This window comes from Nocardia rhizosphaerihabitans (genome assembly GCF_014646295.1).
GTDB lineage: Bacteria > Actinomycetota > Actinomycetes > Mycobacteriales > Mycobacteriaceae > Nocardia > Nocardia rhizosphaerihabitans.
The window spans coordinates 54,937-70,659 of the sequence record NZ_BMNE01000010.1; the positions used below are offsets into that span (position 1 = coordinate 54,937).

The following is a 15,723-nucleotide window of genomic DNA, read 5'->3' on the forward strand; positions in this document are numbered from 1 at the left end:
ACCCGCCGGGCGGTGCCTAGCGCTCGAGCAAGGCCGCGATCGCCGGGTTACGGATCTCCATCACGTCGAGAATGCCGTGGACACGCAGCATCGGCTCCAGTTGCCGGATCCGGTGGCAGTGCGCGGCGTACTCGTCCGGGTAGGTCTTCTCGTCCAGGTCCTGCATCTCTTTGGCGTAGGTGACGAACGACGTGAGCGCGCTGGCCGTCGACTGCTGGCCGGGACCGTAGTGCTGCTGCGACGGGACGACCGACCGGCCGTCCTGTGCGCCCTGATGCGAGTGGTACAACATTGCTCCTCTCGGGGAAAGGGATACCGCATGCGACATGGAACGCGCGCGAGTGTAGTGATGGCGATCACCCCGTCTGACGGCGCGGGGTCGGGTCAGCGCACGGGTGCCGCGGCACGCCTGGGATGATGGGCTCATGCAGGGCGCGTCGATACCAACCACCACGACCCGCGACCAGTTCCGGCTGCTCGCCGCCGAGCACCGGGTCGTCCCGGTGACCCGAAAGGTGCTGGCGGACTCCGAAACTCCGCTTTCGGCCTACCGCAAGCTGGCCGACGACCGGCCGGGCACCTTCCTGTTCGAGTCCGCCGAGAACGGGCGGTCGTGGTCGCGCTGGTCGTTCATCGGCGCGGGCAGTCCGTCGGCGCTGACCGTCGTCGACGGCGAGGCGACCTGGCTCGGCGCGGTACCGGCCGACGCCCCCTCCGGCGGTGATCCGCTGCGCGCGCTGCACGAGACCCTCGAGGTGCTGCGCACCGAACGCCTGCCCGGCCTGCCGCCGCTGACCGGCGGCCTGGTCGGCTACCTCGGCTACGACGCGGTGCGCCGGATCGAACGGCTGCCCGAGCTGGCCGCCGACGATCTGCAGCTGCCCGAACTCGTCCTGATGCTGGCCACCGACCTGGCGGCGTTCGACCACCACGAGGGCGCGATCACCCTCATCGCCAACGCGGTGAACTGGAACGGCACCGACGAGAACGCCGACGCCGCCTACGACGACGCCGTCGCCCGGCTCGACCGGATGACCGCCGCGCTGGCCACCCCCGCGCCGTCGACGGTGTCGGTCTTCGACCAGCCGGAGCCGCAGTTCCTGCGCAGGCGCACCACCGAGGAATTCGGTGCCGGTGTGCTGCGGCTGATCAAGGAGATCGAGGCGGGCGAGGCATTCCAGGTGGTGCTCTCGCAGCGCTTCGAGATGGACTACACCGGTTCGCCGCTGGCGGTCTACCGGATGCTGCGTGCCTCGAACCCGAGCCCGTATATGTACCTGATGCACATCCCCGACGGCGACGGCGGCACCGCGTTCTCGATCGTCGGCTCCAGCCCCGAATCGCTGGTCACCGTGAAGGACGGGGTCGCCACGACCCATCCGATCGCGGGCACCCGCTGGCGCGGGCACAGCGCCGAGGACGACATCCTGCTCGAGAAGGACCTCCTGGCCGACGAGAAGGAGAACGCCGAGCACCTGATGCTCGTCGACCTGGGTCGCAACGACCTGGGCCGGGTCTGCCGCCCCGGCACCGTGCGGGTCACCCAGTACCGCCACGTCGAGCGCTACAGCCACGTCATGCACCTGGTCTCGACGGTGTCCGGGCAGCTCGCCGAGGGCAAGATCGCGCTCGACGCGGTGCAGGCCTGCTTCCCGGCCGGCACGCTGTCGGGCGCGCCGAAGGTGCGGGCGATGGAGCTGATCGAGGAACTGGAACCGACCAGGCGCGGCGTCTACGGCGGCGTCGTCGGCTACCTCGACTTCGCCGGTGACGCCGACACCGCCATCGCCATCCGCACCGCGCTGCTCAAGGACGGCACCGCCTACGTGCAGGCCGGTGCCGGCGTGGTCGCCGACTCCGATCCCGTCTACGAGGACACCGAGGCCCGCAACAAGGCCATGGCGGTGCTCAAGGCAATCGCGGCGGCCCAGACCCTGCGCACCTATGAGGGCGGCGACTCGTGACCGACGCTCCCGCGCCTGCCCCCGCTGCCAAGCCGGTCGTCCCGGTGGCGCTGCTGGCGCTGGCGGCGGCGGGGCTGTGGGCGTCGTCGCGGATGACCTGGGTGACGGTGCACTCCGCCGACGGGCTCACCGAACCGCGCACCGACGACCTCGACGGCGCCACCTGGTTCGGCGCGCTCACCCCGCTGGCCCTGGTGCTGGTCGCCTCGATCGCCGCGGTGTTCGCGGTCAAGGGCGGACTGCGCCAGCTGCTGGGCGTGGTGATCGCGGTGGTCGCCGCGGTCGCCGCGGTACCCGGGTTCGCGCTGGTCGTGGGGGAGGGGCGGACCGCTGAACGAGCGGGCCAGCTGGCCGAGCTGCCGGTGCGCGCTGTCGTCAGCAGCGCCGACGTGCACCCGGCGCCCGCGGTCCTGTCGATCCTCGCCGCGGCGCTCGCGCTGGTCGCCGGAGTCCTGCTCACCCGCCGGACCGGGGAGAACGCCCAGCTCTCCGGTACCTACGACAATCCGGTGTTCCGCCGTGCCGACGCCAGCGCCCAGGTGAGCAAGCAGCGCGACGAGACCGGCACCTCCGCGCCGCTGTCGGACCGGGTGCTGTGGGACGCGCTCGACGCGGGCACCGACCCGACCGACACCGCCGAGGGACCGGACGACGACGGCAAGTCGCCCGGCCGCACGCCGTGACCCGCCGCAGCTCCACCGCAGTGACGCCGGGCTGCTCCGCAGCAGTGACGCCGGGCTGCTCCGCAGCAGTGACCCCCGGCACCCCCGCCGCAGTGACACGCGCGGCGGCCATTTATTCTTGTCCAGCATCGGTGAGACAGCGCCTGAGGGGACTCTCAGGTGAGAAGTTCGTCTCCCCAGAAAGGATTCGAGCCAGATGACGGTACTCGACTCGATTCTCGACGGGGTTCGGGCGGATGTTGCCGCTCGCGAAGCCCTCCTCGATTTTCAGGCGATCAAAGCCGCAGCGGCCGCCGCCAAGGCGCCGCTGAACGCAGCCGCCGCGTTGCACGAGGACGGGATCGGTGTCATCGCCGAGGTGAAGCGTGCCAGCCCCTCCAAGGGCGCGCTGGCCGACATCCCGGACCCGGCCGTGCTGGCCAAGGCCTACGAAGACGGTGGCGCGCGCATCATCAGCGTGCTCACCGAGGGCCGCCGCTTCGGTGGCTCCCTCGACGACCTCGACGCCGTCCGGGCCGCCGTGAACATCCCGGTCCTGCGCAAGGACTTCGTCGTCGGCCCGTACCAGATCCACGAGGCTCGTGCCCACGGCGCCGACGTGATCCTGCTGATCGTGGCCGCGCTCGAGCAGGACGTGCTGTCCTCGCTGATCGACCGCACCGAATCACTGGGTATGACTGCCCTGGTGGAAGTGCACACCGAGGAAGAGGCTGATCGCGCGCTGGAAGCGGGCGCGTCGGTGATCGGTGTCAACGCGCGCAACCTCAAGACCCTGGAAGTGGACCGCGACGTGTTCGCGCGGATCGCGCCCGGCCTGCCGTCGGAGGTCATCCGGGTCGCCGAGTCCGGCATCCGCGGCACCGCCGACCTGCTGGCCTACGCCGGTGCGGGCGCCGACGCGGTGCTCGTCGGCGAGGGCCTGGTGACCAGCGGCAACCCGCGCGCTGCGGTGTCGGAGCTGGTGACCGCGGGCACCCACCCGTCCTGCCCGAAGCCGGCCAGGCGGAGCATCCGATGAGCGCGCTGCCCCAGGCGAGTGCGGGCGTCGCCCAGCACAGCGACTACGAACCCGATGCGGGCGGCCACTTCGGCGTCTACGGCGGACGGCACGTCCCCGAGGCGCTGATGGCGGTGATCGAGGAGGTCACGGCCGAGTACGACAAGGTCCGCTCCGACCACAGCTTCCTCGACGAGCTCGACCGGCTGCAGCGCGACTACACCGGCCGTCCGTCGCCGGTGTTCGAATGCCTCAACCTGGCCGAACACGCCGGCGGCGCGCGGATCTTCCTCAAGCGCGAGGATCTCAACCACACCGGCTCGCACAAGATCAACAATGTGCTCGGCCAGGCGCTGCTCGCCAAGCGGATGGGCAAGACCCGCGTCATCGCCGAGACCGGTGCAGGCCAGCACGGCGTCGCGACCGCGACCGCGTGCGCGCTGCTCGGCCTGAACTGCGTGATCTACATGGGCGCGGTCGACACCGCCCGCCAGGCGCTGAACGTGGCCCGCATGCGGCTGCTCGGCGCCGAGGTGATCTCGGTGACCACCGGTTCGCAGACCCTCAAGGACGCCATCAACGAGGCGCTGCGCGACTGGGTCTCCAACGCCGACGACACCTACTACTGCTTCGGCACCGCCGCGGGCCCGCACCCGTTCCCGCTGATGGTGCGCGATTTCCAGCGCATCATCGGGATCGAGGCGCGCCAGCAGATCCAGGAGCGCACGGGCAGGCTGCCCGAGGCGGTCGTGGCCTGCGTCGGCGGCGGCTCCAACGCCATCGGCATCTTCCACGCCTTCATCCCCGACGCGGGTGTGCGGCTGATCGGGTACGAGGCGGCCGGTGACGGCGTCGAGACCGGTCGGCACGCGGCCACCTTCACCGGCGGCACGCCGGGCGCGTTCCAGGGCGCCTACTCGTACCTGCTGCAGGACGAGGACGGCCAGACCATCGAATCGCATTCGATCTCGGCCGGTCTCGACTATCCGGGCGTCGGCCCCGAGCACGCCCACCTCAAGGACATCGGCCGCGCCGAGTACGAGCCGATCACCGACGTCGAGGCGATGGACGCGCTGCTGCTGCTCTCGCGCTCGGAGGGCATCATCCCGGCGATCGAGTCCGCGCATGCCGTGGCCGGCGCGCTGAAGCTCGGCAAGGAGCTCGGCAAGGGCGCGATCATCCTGGTCAACCTGTCCGGTCGCGGCGACAAGGACATGGATACCGCGGGCCGCTGGTTCGGTCTGTTCGACGACGACGCCGCCGAGGAGAACGCGAAGTGAGTCAGCAGTCTCGTCTGGCCAACACCTTCTCCGCCGCGCGCGCGGAGAACCGGGCCGCCCTGATCGGCTACCTGCCCGCGGGTTACCCCGATCTGGCCGGTTCCATCGACGTGTGCCGGGCCATGGTCGAATCCGGTTGCGACATCGTCGAAGTCGGCGTGGCGTACTCCGACCCGGTGATGGACGGCCCGACCATCCAGGCCGCCGCCGAGCAGGCGCTGCGCGGTGGCGTGCGGGTGCGCGACGTGTTCACCGTCGTCGAGGCGATCACCGACGCCGGTGGCCAGGCCGTGGTGATGAGCTACTGGAACCCGGTGCTCCAGTACGGCGTCGACAACTTCGCCCGCGACCTGGCCGCGGCCGGTGGCGCGGGCATCATCACGCCGAACCTGATCCCCGACGAGGCCGACGACTGGTTCATCGCCTCGGCCACGCACAACCTGGACCGCATCTTCCTGGTCGCGCCGTCGTCCACCGAGGAGCGCCTGGTGAAGACGCTGGAGGCCTCGCGTGGATTCATCTACGCCGCCTCGACCATGGGTGTGACCGGTGCGCGTGACGTGGTCTCCTCGGCCGCGCCCGCGCTGTGCGCTCGGGTCCGCGCGCATTCCGACATCCCGATCGGCGTCGGCCTCGGCGTGCGTTCGGGTGCCCAGGCCGCCGAGATCGCCGCGTACGCCGACGGCGTGATCGTCGGATCGGCGCTGGTCACGGCCGCCGCCGAGGGCCTGGACGCGGTGTGCGCCCTGACCAGCGAGCTCGCCGAAGGCGTGCGCGCTGCCCGCCTCTCCGCGAATTCTGGCCTGATCTAGGCGCGGGGTTCTCGGTCACGCGGCCGGCGGGCGATCGTGAGTCGGGGTGGCCCGTCCCCGGTGAGTTACCCATGTTCTCGCGAAACTGTGCGGGCCGGGTTGGATTCCAGCGTTGTCGTAATGGGGGCGACCACGGCCATCCGGGTCGCGGTCGCTCACTGGTAATGCCACTCAACTAACGTGGGGGCCGTGAACTCAGTCCTGGCCTACATTCCGAGTCCGCCGCAGGGTGTCTGGCACCTCGGGCCCTTCCCGCTCCGGGCATACGCGCTGTTCATCATTCTCGGCATCGTCGTCGCCATCTGGTGGGGTGAGCGCCGGTGGCAACAGCGCGGCGGCCAGCAGGGCGCGGTGCTCGACGTCGCGATGTTCGCGGTGCCGTTCGGCCTGATCGGCGGCCGGCTGTATCACGTGGCCACCGACTGGCAGAAGTACTTCGGCCCCGGCAAGCACCCGATCGAGGCGCTCTACATCTGGCAGGGCGGCCTCGGCATCTGGGGCGCGGTGTTCCTCGGTGGCGTCGGCGCCTGGATCGGCTGCCGCGTCTACAAGATCCCGCTGCCCGCGCTCGGCGACGCGATCGCGCCCGCCGTGCTGCTCGCGCAGGCGATCGGCCGCCTCGGCAACTACTTCAACCAGGAGCTCTACGGCCGCACCACCGAGGTGCCGTGGGGCCTCGAGGTCTACGAGCGCTTCGACCCGGAGACCGGCGCGCGGGACATGATGAACGGCGTCTCGACCGGCCGGGTACTCGAGGTCGTGCATCCGACGTTCCTGTACGAGCTGGTGTGGAACGTGCTGGTCGTCGTGCTGCTGGTGCAGCTGGACAAGCGCTACAAGATCGGCCACGGCCGTCTGTTCGCGCTCTATGTCGCCGGGTACAGCTTCGGGCGCTTCTTCGTCGAACTGATGCGCAGCGACGAAGCCACCCAGATCCTCGGCATCAGGATCAACTCGTTCACCGCCGCCCTCGTATTCCTTGGCGCCATGGCCTATTTCGCGCTGGCGACCAAGGGACGCGAGACACCGGCGCAGCTGCAGCCCGGTGGTGAGCCGAGGCCGTGGCCGTGGCAGTTCTCGGCGCTGCGTGCGGCCGGGGCGGCCGACAAGTCCACCGAGGCAACGGATTCCACCGAGGACACCGCGAAGGACTCCGCCGGCAGCGCTGACCCCAACCCGGAGCTGAAGAAGGCCGACCCGGCGCCGACCGCTGACGACGCACCGGCCGCCGACGCGGCAGACACCGCCGAGCCGGAGCAATCCGGAGCGAAGAAGGCCTGATCGACAGCCTTCGATTCGAATCCGACGGGCGTCCGGCAACATTCCGGGCGCCCGTCGCGATATTCCGGCAAGAGTGTCGAGGACCGATCGTGGGGCCCGAGGAGACAACGGCCGGTCCTTATGACCACAATGGCCGGTGATCGTCGCGGGCGCACCGCCGTTCGGCCGATCGCCACTGGCCGGGGGCCACGACGGGTACCCGCACGAATGATGGAGGACATGAGTGACCGACCCCTACAACCCCAATCCCCAGTACGGCCCCGACCTGAGCAAGCAGCCCGACTCCGGCCCGCAGCCGCAGTACGGCCAGCCCGCCTACGGTCAGCCCTCGGACCCGTACGCGCAGCAGCCGGGCTACGGCCAGCAGCAGCCGGGGTACGGTCAGCCGCAGTACGGCCAGCCCCAGTACGGCCAGCCCGCCGACCCGTACGCCCAGCCGCAGCCGGTCTACGGCGCCGCGCCGTACGGCACCATGCCGCAGGGCTACAACCCGGCCGATCCGGAAGCGCCCTACGGCCGTGACATGTACGGCGTCCCGTTCTCGGACAAGCAGAAGCTGATGGCCGGTCTGCTGGAGATCTTCCTCGGCAGCTTCGGCGTCGGCCGCTTCTACCTGGGCTACACCGGTCTGGGCATCGCCCAGATCGCGGTCGTCTGGCTGACCTGTGGCATCGGCGCCATCTGGCCGCTGATCGACGGCATCATGATGCTCACCGGCAAGGTGCCCGACGCGCAGGGCCGTCCGCTGCGCGACTGATCGCCCGGCACCGTCGAACGGGTGCTCCGCCTTGCGCGGAGTGCCCGTTTCGCGTTTCCCCGCCGGAATTCCGATCACGGTGAGCGATACTCTGTGTCCGTCTGTGGTGGCGCCGTAGCGTCGCTTGGCCTGCGCGTGCCCTGATGCGCGCAGCGAAGGAAGGGATTGACCGTGCGCAAATTGCTTGCCGCCGCCGTACTCGCCGTGGTCGCTGCGACGGGTCTGTCGGCTTGCTCCTCCGATGCCGACCCGAATGTGCTGAAGGTGGGGACCGAAGGCACCTACGCGCCGTTCAGCTACCAGGACAACGGCGCGCTGACCGGCTACGACGTCGAGGTCGCGCGGGCGGTCGGCGAGAAGCTCGGCAAGCGGGTGGAATTCGTGCAGACGCCGTGGGACTCGATCTTCGCCGGACTGGAGTCCAAGCGCTTCGACCTGGTCGCCAACCAGGTCACCGTCAACCCCGAGCGCGCGGCCAAGTACTCGCTGTCGCAGCCGTACACGACCTCCGAGGGCGTGATCGTCACCAAGGCCGACGACACCACCATCACCTCGCTGGCCGATCTGGCCGGCAAGACCACCGCGCAGTCCTCGACCAGCAACTGGAGCAAGGTCGCCGCGGGCGCGGGCGCGAAAGTCGAAGCGGTGGAAGGCTTCGTGCAGGCGGTGCAGCTGCTGAAGGCCGGTCGCGTCGACGCCACCGTCAACGACACCCTGGCGGTCGGCGAGTACACCAAGAAGACCGGTGATACCGGCATCAAGATCGCGGCCAAGACCGGCGAGACCAGCAAGCAGGCCTTCGCCGCGCGCAAGGACGACGCCGCGCTGATCGCCGACATCGACAAGGCGCTCGAGCAGTTGCGCGCGGACGGCACGCTGACCAGGCTGTCGGAGAAGTACTTCGGCACCGACGTCAGCAAATAGCGGATGGATCCCGCAACCAGGGAGCTGATCTGGCACAACCTGTGGCCGATGCTGAAGGCCACGGTGACCGCGACGCTGCCGCTGACGGCGATCAGTTTCGTCATCGGCCTGGCGATCGCGGTCGGGGTCGCGCTGGCGCGGATGTCGTCGAAGCGGGTGCTGTCGCTGCCGGCCCGCTGCTACATCTCGATCATCCGCGGCACCCCGCTGCTGGTGCAGCTGTTCATCGTGTTCTACGCGCTGCCGCAGTTCGGGATCGTCATCGACCCGTTCCCGGCGGCGGTGATCGCGTTCAGCCTCAATGTCGGCGGGTACGCCGCGGAGGTGGTGCGCTCGGCGATCATGAGCGTCGCCCACGGGCAGTGGGAGGCGGCCGAGTCGTTGGGCATGACCTACCCGCAGACGCTGTGGTACATCGTGTTCCCGCAGGCCGCGCGGATCGCGGTGCCCCCGCTGTCGAACACGCTCATCTCCCTGGTGAAGGACACCTCGCTGGCCTCCACCATCCTGGTCACCGAACTGCTGCGCACGGCTCAGCTGGCGGCCGCACCCACCTTCGACTTCTTCGCCCTCTACGGCGTCGCGGCCCTCTACTACTGGGTGATCTGCCTGGTTCTGGGCTTCGGCCAGACCCGCCTGGAGACGCGGCTGTCCCGGCATGTGGCCCTCGCGCGCCGCTGATTTCGTGAACACCGGGATAACTCCCGACCGGCGAAACGACGCGCGGAATCGGTAGGACTAGGCTTGCCGTTGTGATGCGACGGACGAAGATTGTGTGCACCCTCGGACCGGCTACGGCCACCCAGGATCGTATTCGTGAGCTCGTCGAAAGCGGCATGGATGTGGCCCGGCTGAACTTCAGCCACGGTGAGCACGCCGACCATGCCGACAACTACAAGATGGTCCGCGCGGCCTCGGACGAGACCGGCCGCGCGGTCGGCATCCTCGCCGACCTGCAGGGCCCCAAGATCCGCCTCGGCCGGTTCACCGACGGCCGCACCACCTGGGCCAACGGCGAACAGGTCCGGATCACCGTCGACGACGTCGACGGCACCCACGACCGCGTCTCGACCACCTACAAGCAGCTCGCGCAGGACGCCAAGGCAGGCGACCGCCTGCTCGTCGACGACGGCAAGGTCGGCCTGACGGTGGAGAGCATCGACGGCAACGACGTCGTCTGCCGGGTCACCGAGGGTGGCCCCGTGAGCAACAACAAGGGCCTGTCGCTGCCCGGCATGGACGTGTCGGTGCCCGCCCTGTCCGAGAAGGACATCGAAGACCTCGAATTCGCCCTGAGTCTGGGCGTGGACTTCATCGCGCTGTCGTTCGTGCGCTCGCCGTCCGACATCGAGCTGGTGCACGACATCATGGACAAGGTCGGCCGCCGCGTGCCGGTCATCGCCAAGCTGGAGAAGCCCGAGGCGATCGACAACCTCGAGGCGATCGTGCTCGCCTTCGACGCGGTGATGGTCGCCCGTGGCGACCTCGGCGTCGAGCTGCCGCTCGAGCAGGTGCCGCTGGTGCAGAAGCGGGCCATCCAGATGGCGCGCGAGAACGCCAAGCCGGTCATCGTCGCCACCCAGATGCTGGAGTCGATGATCGAGAACTCCCGCCCGACCCGCGCCGAGGCCTCCGACGTCGCCAACGCGGTGCTCGACGGCGCCGACGCGGTGATGCTCTCGGGTGAGACCTCCGTCGGCGCGTGGCCGATCGACGCGGTGCGCACCATGAGCCGCATCGTCACCGCGGTGGAGTCCGAGACGCACCGGGTGCCACCGCTGACCCACGTGCCGCGCACCAAGCGCGGCGTGATCTCCTACGCCGCCCGCGACATCGGCGAGCGGCTCAACGCCAAGGCCCTGGTGGCCTTCACCCAGTCCGGTGACACCGTGCGCCGCCTGGCCCGCCTGCACACCCCGCTGCCGCTGCTGGCGTTCACCCCGCTGCCGGAGGTACGCAGTCAGCTGACGCTGACCTGGGGCACCGAGACCTTCATCGTGCCGATGGTGCAGAGCACCGACGCGATGATCCACCAGGTCGACCAGGCGCTGCTGTCGATGGATCGGTACCGCAAGGGCGACCTGGTGGTCATCGTGGCCGGTTCCCCGCCGGGTACCGTCGGTTCCACCAACCTGATCCACGTTCATCGCATCGGCGAGGAGGACCACTAGTCGTGAGTAGTTCGGCAGGCGGATCGATCGAGGTCGACACAGTGCAGGGCGAGCCGTCCCCCGATCTGCGGGTGCTGCTCGACCTGCTCGACCTCGAACCGATCGGCGAGGACGTTTTCCTCGGCAACCATCCCGAGAAGGTGTGGAGCCGCACCTTCGGCGGGCAGCTGGTGTCGCAGGCGATCGTCGCTGCCGGACGCACCGCCGGTGAGCGGCCGCTGCACGCGATCAACGCGCATTTCGTGCGCGGTGGCGACGTGAAGAAGCCGATCGAATACCACGTGCAGCGGCACCGCGACGGCCGCGCGCTCGCGAACCGGACGGTCACCGCCAGCCAGGACGGCCAGGAGCTGTTCGTCATGCTGGCGGCGTTCCAGGACTGGGGCAAGGGCCTCGAGCACGCCCACGAGGGCCCCCAGGTGCCCGATCCGGAGACGCTGCCCCGGATCGAGGAGAGCTTCGCCGGCTTCGAGGACAAGCTGGAGATGTTCATCAACGCGCCGCACCCGATCGACATGCGCTACACCAACGATCCGGCGTGGATCCTCAAGGGCACCGGCGAGAAGCTCAACCACAACCGGGTGTGGATGCGTACCGACGGCGGGCTGTCGGACGATCCGCTGCTGCACGTGGCCGCGCTGGGCTACTCCTCCGATACCACCGTGCTCGATTCGATCATCACCACGCACGGCCTGTCGTGGGGTCTGGACCGGATCCTGGCGGCCACGGTGAACCATTCGATCTGGTTCCATCGCCCGTTCCGCTTCGACGACTGGACCCTCTACGCCACCGAATCACCGGTCGCGGCGGGCTCACGTGGCCTGGCGACCGGCCGATTCTATTCGCGCAGTGGGGAATTGCTCGCGACCACGGTCCAGGAAGGCGTCATCCGGCACTTCCCGGCCCGCTGAGCGAGCGCCTCAGCGATGTTCGCGGTCGAGCTCGAGCTCGACGTCGGTGCGCTGATGCGCGCGCAGCACGAACGGGACGGCGTCGGTGGCCGCGCCGTACACCGCCAGCGCCAGGCCGTGCTCGAGGTCGGCGATATCGGTGTCGGTGAGGTCGGCCGGATCGCCGACCAGGCTGAGCGCGATCTCGGAGGTGGTCTCGGCGCCCGGTTCGGCGCCGGGATGCGCACCGCGCCAGTGTGATTCGAGTTCCTGATGGACGGGATCGACCGCGTCGACGGGCAGGGTGAACCGCCAGGCGAACACATCGCGGTCCTGGAGATGGTCGTCGAGGACCGTCCGGACACTGGCGACGATGCGGTCGAGAATTTCCGGCGTCACGTACACATGGAGCGAAACATCCGAAATGCGTTTCGGCATGTCTGAAGTTCCTGTCGTGTGTCGAACCAGCAAGGGGAACAGCACGTCCGCGCCGAAGTGTAATCCCTCGGGCGGCCCGGCGAACAGCCTTGCGCTCAGCGCCTGCGCTGGGCGGCGAGAAATGCCGAGAGCGGACGCGCGGGCGCCGGTTCGATGACCAGGCCGGGGCGCTCGTCGTCGCCGGTGAGTTGGGTCTGCTCATGCGGCGCGAGCGCCTGCAACAGAGGGAAAAGCAGTTCGGCGATCTGGTCGCCGACCTCGAGGAAGGCCTCGGGGGAAAGGCCGATCGGGTCGGCGATGTTCTCCCGGCCGACGTAGGCCAGATCGTTGCGGGCGCCGTGCAGCGCGGCAATGGATTTCGCGCCGGTGACCTTGGCGATGCGATGCGCCTCGGCGAGGGTGAAGGTGCGTGGCGCGACGCCGAAGGCGAGCTCGGCCACCTGATCACGGAGCGATTCGGTCATCGCGAGCACCAGATCGGCGCGGTCGACCATCTCGGGCTTGAGTTTGCGTGCCTTGAATCCGGTGGCGTCACCGCCGAGGCTTGCAATGGTCTCCGCGGCCAGCGGTTCCGGGGGAAAGCCGACCAGCGCGCGCGTCCCCGCGCTCTCCGCGGTCAGCCCGGGTAGGCCGTTGTCCGCCGCGAACGCCAGGGTGAGCCGTTCGGCGATCACCGAGCGGCAGACGTTGGAGTTGCAGACGAACAACACGTGCATACCGACACCGTAATCGGGTCGATTGTCGTGTAGTGGGTCAGAATTGCAACGATCACAGGCGCGGCGCTACTTATTCACCTCTCGGTTGAATCCTGTACACGAATTCGGTGCGAAATCCGTTGTGCGTGACCGTGATACCCGCGAGATATGAACTGGAAACCTGCGAGCGATATGTGTCGATCATCACTCTTTTGGGCTGTAATAATTCGATTCGGTAATAACCGGCGGCGCTGAGGGTGCGGCGCAGTGCCCCGGTCCGAGTGGGGACATCCGGCTACTCACGGTCACCACGGGGGTGAACGTTGCCGGCGGGGCGAGGTGCGGCCGGGGCGTGCCGAGCTGGTGCGGCGACGTGGTCGTTCACGCGGTTCGACCGGCGGTTCGCTTCCCGGCGCGCCGAGGCGCTATAGTGACCGCGGTGCGCCGGGTTGGCGGAACTGGCAGACGCGACGGTCTCAAAAACCGTTGTCCGAAAGGACGTGTGGGTTCGAGTCCCACACTCGGCACCACGGCGGTAGCGCGGCATCGGCCGCGCTCCGCGGGGGAGTATCGGTCGCGGGGTGTGCGCGACGTCACCGCGTTCGCGTTCACCGGCGGTTTCGGACCGCTCACTGCATTCTGTGCGGAAGCGAACGGTACTCTTTACATCACTCGGTCACCCACGACGGGTTCTCGGCCGGCTCGCCCGGTGCCGTCGTCTGTCGTGGTGTGATCGACAGGCATCGGAATCCAGAGGGGTCGAACCTATGAGCACGAATGCAGCGGGCGCCGGCGCCACGCGTGAGGCCGCGGCCAAGCGCGTCGTCGTCGCCGAGGACGAGGCCCTCATCCGGATGGACCTCGTGGAGATGCTCAAGGAAGAGGGCTACGAGGTTGTCGGTGAGGCGGGCGACGGTCAGCAGGCCGTCGAGCTGGCCGAGGAAATGCGCCCCGATCTGGTGATCATGGACGTGAAGATGCCACGGCGCGACGGCATCGACGCCGCCGCCGAGATCGCGTCGAAACGTGTTGCGCCCGTGGTGATCCTGACCGCGTTCAGTCAGCGCGACCTGGTCGAGCGGGCTCGCGACGCCGGCGCGATGGCCTATCTGGTCAAGCCGTTCACCAAATCAGATCTGGTGCCCGCGATCGAACTCGCGGCAAGCCGTTTCCATGAAATCACCGCGCTGGAAACAGAAGTCGCGAATCTGTCGGACCGGTTGGAGACGCGCAAACTGGTCGAGCGGGCCAAGGGTGTGCTCATGCAGACCCAGGGTCTGTCGGAGCCGCAGGCGTTCAAATGGATTCAGCGCACCGCGATGGATCGGCGCACGACCATGAAGGCGGTCGCCGAAGTCGTGCTGGAGAACCTCACCCCGCAGTGACGCCGGAACGCGCCGCTTCGGGTCTCGCGTCGAAAGCCGAAAAACTTTACGCAAGCGAAACAATAATGTGAACTACGACTGGCCAAGATGCGTCCGACATGATGCGAATGTGATGCGGATCTAACAAACCGGCGATATGTTCTGTCCGGGCTGAACGTGGTCGGCCCCCTCGGTGACCCCGGGGAGCACAGGACATAGAGGTGAGACGTGCTCAGTTCGACATGGCGCAGTCGTTCGACGCGAGGAGTTCTGGTAATCGGAGCTGCCGCGTCGTTGGTGTTGTCCGGATGCAGCGACAAGTCGTCCGACGGCGGCGGTGGCGGCAACACCGATCTCTCGATCCAGCCGGTAGTTCAGCTCGACACCCAGGGTAAGGCCGTCGCGCAGACCGACGCGGGCGCGGCCGCCGACCCCGCGGGTGACGGCAAGGCCAAGTGCGCGCCCCAGACCATCGCGATGGCGGGCCCGCTGACCGGCGGTAACGCCGCGCTCGGCATCAACATCATCAACGGCGTCAAGCTGGCGCTCGACCAGCACAACAAGGCCAATCCGGATTGTCAGGTGTCGGTCAAGCAGTTCGACACCGAGGGCAAGCCGCAGATCGCCAGCCAGGTGATCCCGACGATCGTCAGCGATCCCAGCATCGTCGCGCTGGTCGGCCCTACCTTCTCGGGTGAGACCAAGGCGACCGGCCAGATCCTCAGCGAGGCGGGCATGCCGACGCTGACCGCCTCGGCCACCAACCCGACGCTGACCCAGAACGGCTGGAAGACCTTCTTCCGCGGCCTGGGCAACGACGACTCGCAGGGCCCGGCCGTCGCCAACTATCTGACCGGCGAGAAGGGCTACAAGAAGATCTGCGTCGTGCAGGACAACACCGACTACGGCGCCGGTCTGGCCAAGGCGTTCAACACCGCCGCCGGCCCGGCCGCTGACGCGTCCTGCGCGGTCAGCGTCAAGGAAGGTGACAAGGACTTCTCGGCCGCGGTGTCGAAGCTGTCCGCGGCCAAGCCCGACGCCATCTTCTACGCCGGCTACTACGCGGAGGCGGCGCCGTTCGTGCAGCAGCTGCGTTCCGGCAACGTGACCGCGACCTTCGTCTCCGCCGACGGCAGCAACGACCCCGAGTTCGTGCGCCAGGCCGGTAGCTCGTCGGAGAGCGCGCTGCTGTCGTGCCCGTGCAGCCCGGCGCCGGAGAAGTTCGCGACCGAATACAAGGCGCTCAACGGCCAGGCGCCCGGCGTCTACTCCGTCGAGGGCTACGACCTGACCACGATCCTGCTCAAGGGCATCGACTCGGGCAAGGTCACCCGCGCCGAACTCGTCGACTACGTCCGTAACTACAACGGCACCGGTGTCGCCCGCCAGTACCAGTGGAGCGGGACCGGCGAGCTGGCCAACATCCAGATCTGGATGTACGAGGTCAAGTAGTCCCCACGAGAGTGT

At 68.6% G+C, this 15,723-nt stretch carries 16 protein-coding genes and 1 tRNA gene; 14 read left to right on the forward strand and 3 right to left on the reverse strand.

Going from position 1 to position 15,723, the window contains the following annotated elements:
• Positions 1–16 precede the first annotated feature (16 nt).
• Positions 17–292, reverse strand: a complete 276-nt coding sequence (locus IEY60_RS30530; RefSeq protein ID WP_189033980.1) for a hypothetical protein — start codon at positions 290–292, stop codon at positions 17–19.
• 133 nt (positions 293–425) lie between these two features.
• Between IEY60_RS30530 and IEY60_RS30535 the strand changes: the two genes are divergently transcribed.
• The 11 genes from IEY60_RS30535 to IEY60_RS30585 all read left to right on the forward strand — a co-directional run bounded on the left by IEY60_RS30535 (position 426) and on the right by IEY60_RS30585 (position 11,780).
• Positions 426–1,964: an anthranilate synthase component I gene (locus IEY60_RS30535; protein WP_189033981.1), complete on the forward strand. Its 1,539-nt coding sequence runs from the start codon at positions 426–428 to the stop codon at positions 1,962–1,964.
• Positions 1,961–2,647: a TIGR02234 family membrane protein gene (locus IEY60_RS30540; protein WP_189033982.1), complete on the forward strand. Its 687-nt coding sequence runs from the start codon at positions 1,961–1,963 to the stop codon at positions 2,645–2,647. Before IEY60_RS30535 ends, IEY60_RS30540 begins: the two co-directional genes overlap by 4 nt.
• Before the next feature lie 196 nt (positions 2,648–2,843).
• Positions 2,844–3,665: an indole-3-glycerol phosphate synthase TrpC gene (gene trpC / locus IEY60_RS30545; RefSeq protein WP_110040403.1), complete on the forward strand. Its 822-nt coding sequence runs from the start codon at positions 2,844–2,846 to the stop codon at positions 3,663–3,665.
• Positions 3,662–4,924 (forward strand): tryptophan synthase subunit beta, encoded by a 1,263-nt coding sequence (gene trpB, locus IEY60_RS30550; RefSeq protein ID WP_189033983.1) that lies wholly within the window; start codon positions 3,662–3,664, stop codon positions 4,922–4,924. Before trpC ends, trpB begins: the two co-directional genes overlap by 4 nt.
• Positions 4,921–5,736, forward strand: a complete 816-nt coding sequence (trpA, locus tag IEY60_RS30555; RefSeq protein WP_189033984.1) for a tryptophan synthase subunit alpha — start codon at positions 4,921–4,923, stop codon at positions 5,734–5,736. The genes trpB and trpA overlap by 4 nt, the downstream gene beginning before the upstream one ends.
• Positions 5,737–5,916: 180 nt before the next feature.
• Positions 5,917–7,017 (forward strand): prolipoprotein diacylglyceryl transferase, encoded by a 1,101-nt coding sequence (gene lgt, locus IEY60_RS30560; protein ID WP_189033985.1) that lies wholly within the window; start codon positions 5,917–5,919, stop codon positions 7,015–7,017.
• Between the two features lie 223 nt (positions 7,018–7,240).
• Positions 7,241–7,774 (forward strand): TM2 domain-containing protein, encoded by a 534-nt coding sequence (locus IEY60_RS36295; RefSeq protein ID WP_189033986.1) that lies wholly within the window; start codon positions 7,241–7,243, stop codon positions 7,772–7,774.
• A 171-nt stretch (positions 7,775–7,945) separates the two neighbouring features.
• Positions 7,946–8,698, forward strand: a complete 753-nt coding sequence (locus tag IEY60_RS30570; RefSeq protein ID WP_189033987.1) for an amino acid ABC transporter substrate-binding protein — start codon at positions 7,946–7,948, stop codon at positions 8,696–8,698.
• A gap of 3 nt (positions 8,699–8,701) precedes the next feature.
• Positions 8,702–9,379, forward strand: a complete 678-nt coding sequence (locus IEY60_RS30575; RefSeq protein ID WP_189033988.1) for an amino acid ABC transporter permease — start codon at positions 8,702–8,704, stop codon at positions 9,377–9,379.
• A 71-nt stretch (positions 9,380–9,450) separates the two neighbouring features.
• Entirely contained in the window at positions 9,451–10,869 is a 1,419-nt protein-coding gene (gene pyk / locus IEY60_RS30580; protein ID WP_189033989.1) for a pyruvate kinase, read from the forward strand.
• Positions 10,870–10,910: 41 nt separating this feature from the next.
• Positions 10,911–11,780, forward strand: a complete 870-nt coding sequence (locus IEY60_RS30585) for an acyl-CoA thioesterase (protein WP_189034127.1) — start codon at positions 10,911–10,913, stop codon at positions 11,778–11,780.
• Positions 11,781–11,789: 9 nt separating this feature from the next.
• Here the strand turns inward: IEY60_RS30585 and IEY60_RS30590 are convergent, their stop codons facing one another.
• Together IEY60_RS30590 and IEY60_RS30595 are read right to left on the reverse strand one after the other, a co-directional pair.
• The gene (locus IEY60_RS30590; RefSeq protein WP_189033990.1) at positions 11,790–12,197 is read right to left on the reverse strand and encodes an RNA 3'-terminal phosphate cyclase-like family protein; all 408 of its coding nucleotides are present in this window, start codon (positions 12,195–12,197) and stop codon (positions 11,790–11,792) included.
• 95 nt (positions 12,198–12,292) lie between these two features.
• Complete coding sequence (locus IEY60_RS30595) at positions 12,293–12,913, reverse strand: arsenate reductase/protein-tyrosine-phosphatase family protein (protein ID WP_189033991.1); 621 nt, start codon at positions 12,911–12,913, stop codon at positions 12,293–12,295.
• A 422-nt stretch (positions 12,914–13,335) separates the two neighbouring features.
• Between IEY60_RS30595 and IEY60_RS30600 the strand changes: the two genes are divergently transcribed.
• From IEY60_RS30600 to IEY60_RS30610, 3 genes are all read left to right on the forward strand, one after another.
• Positions 13,336–13,422: transfer RNA gene (locus IEY60_RS30600), tRNA-Leu, on the forward strand.
• Between the two features lie 237 nt (positions 13,423–13,659).
• Positions 13,660–14,277, forward strand: coding sequence for an ANTAR domain-containing response regulator (locus IEY60_RS30605; RefSeq protein ID WP_189033992.1), 618 nt, complete (start codon positions 13,660–13,662; stop codon positions 14,275–14,277).
• A gap of 273 nt (positions 14,278–14,550) precedes the next feature.
• The gene (locus IEY60_RS30610) at positions 14,551–15,708 is read left to right on the forward strand and encodes a branched-chain amino acid ABC transporter substrate-binding protein (RefSeq protein ID WP_189033993.1); all 1,158 of its coding nucleotides are present in this window, start codon (positions 14,551–14,553) and stop codon (positions 15,706–15,708) included.
• The last annotated feature ends 15 nt before the right edge of the window (positions 15,709–15,723 follow it).

What these genes read in the sequence shown, in the direction of transcription:
- IEY60_RS30535 (WP_189033981.1), top strand. Translation starts at nt 426, where the DNA reads ATGCAGGGCGCGTCGATACCAACCACCACGACCCGCGACCAGTTCCGG.
- IEY60_RS30530 (WP_189033980.1), bottom strand. Translation starts at nt 292, where the DNA reads ATGTTGTACCACTCGCATCAGGGCGCACAGGACGGCCGGTCGGTCGTC.
- trpB (WP_189033983.1), top strand. Translation starts at nt 3,662, where the DNA reads ATGAGCGCGCTGCCCCAGGCGAGTGCGGGCGTCGCCCAGCACAGCGAC.
- trpC (WP_110040403.1), top strand. Translation starts at nt 2,844, where the DNA reads ATGACGGTACTCGACTCGATTCTCGACGGGGTTCGGGCGGATGTTGCC.
- IEY60_RS30590 (WP_189033990.1), bottom strand. Translation starts at nt 12,197, where the DNA reads ATGCCGAAACGCATTTCGGATGTTTCGCTCCATGTGTACGTGACGCCG.
- IEY60_RS30575 (WP_189033988.1), top strand. Translation starts at nt 8,702, where the DNA reads ATGGATCCCGCAACCAGGGAGCTGATCTGGCACAACCTGTGGCCGATG.
- IEY60_RS30605 (WP_189033992.1), top strand. Translation starts at nt 13,660, where the DNA reads ATGAGCACGAATGCAGCGGGCGCCGGCGCCACGCGTGAGGCCGCGGCC.
- IEY60_RS30595 (WP_189033991.1), bottom strand. Translation starts at nt 12,913, where the DNA reads ATGCACGTGTTGTTCGTCTGCAACTCCAACGTCTGCCGCTCGGTGATC.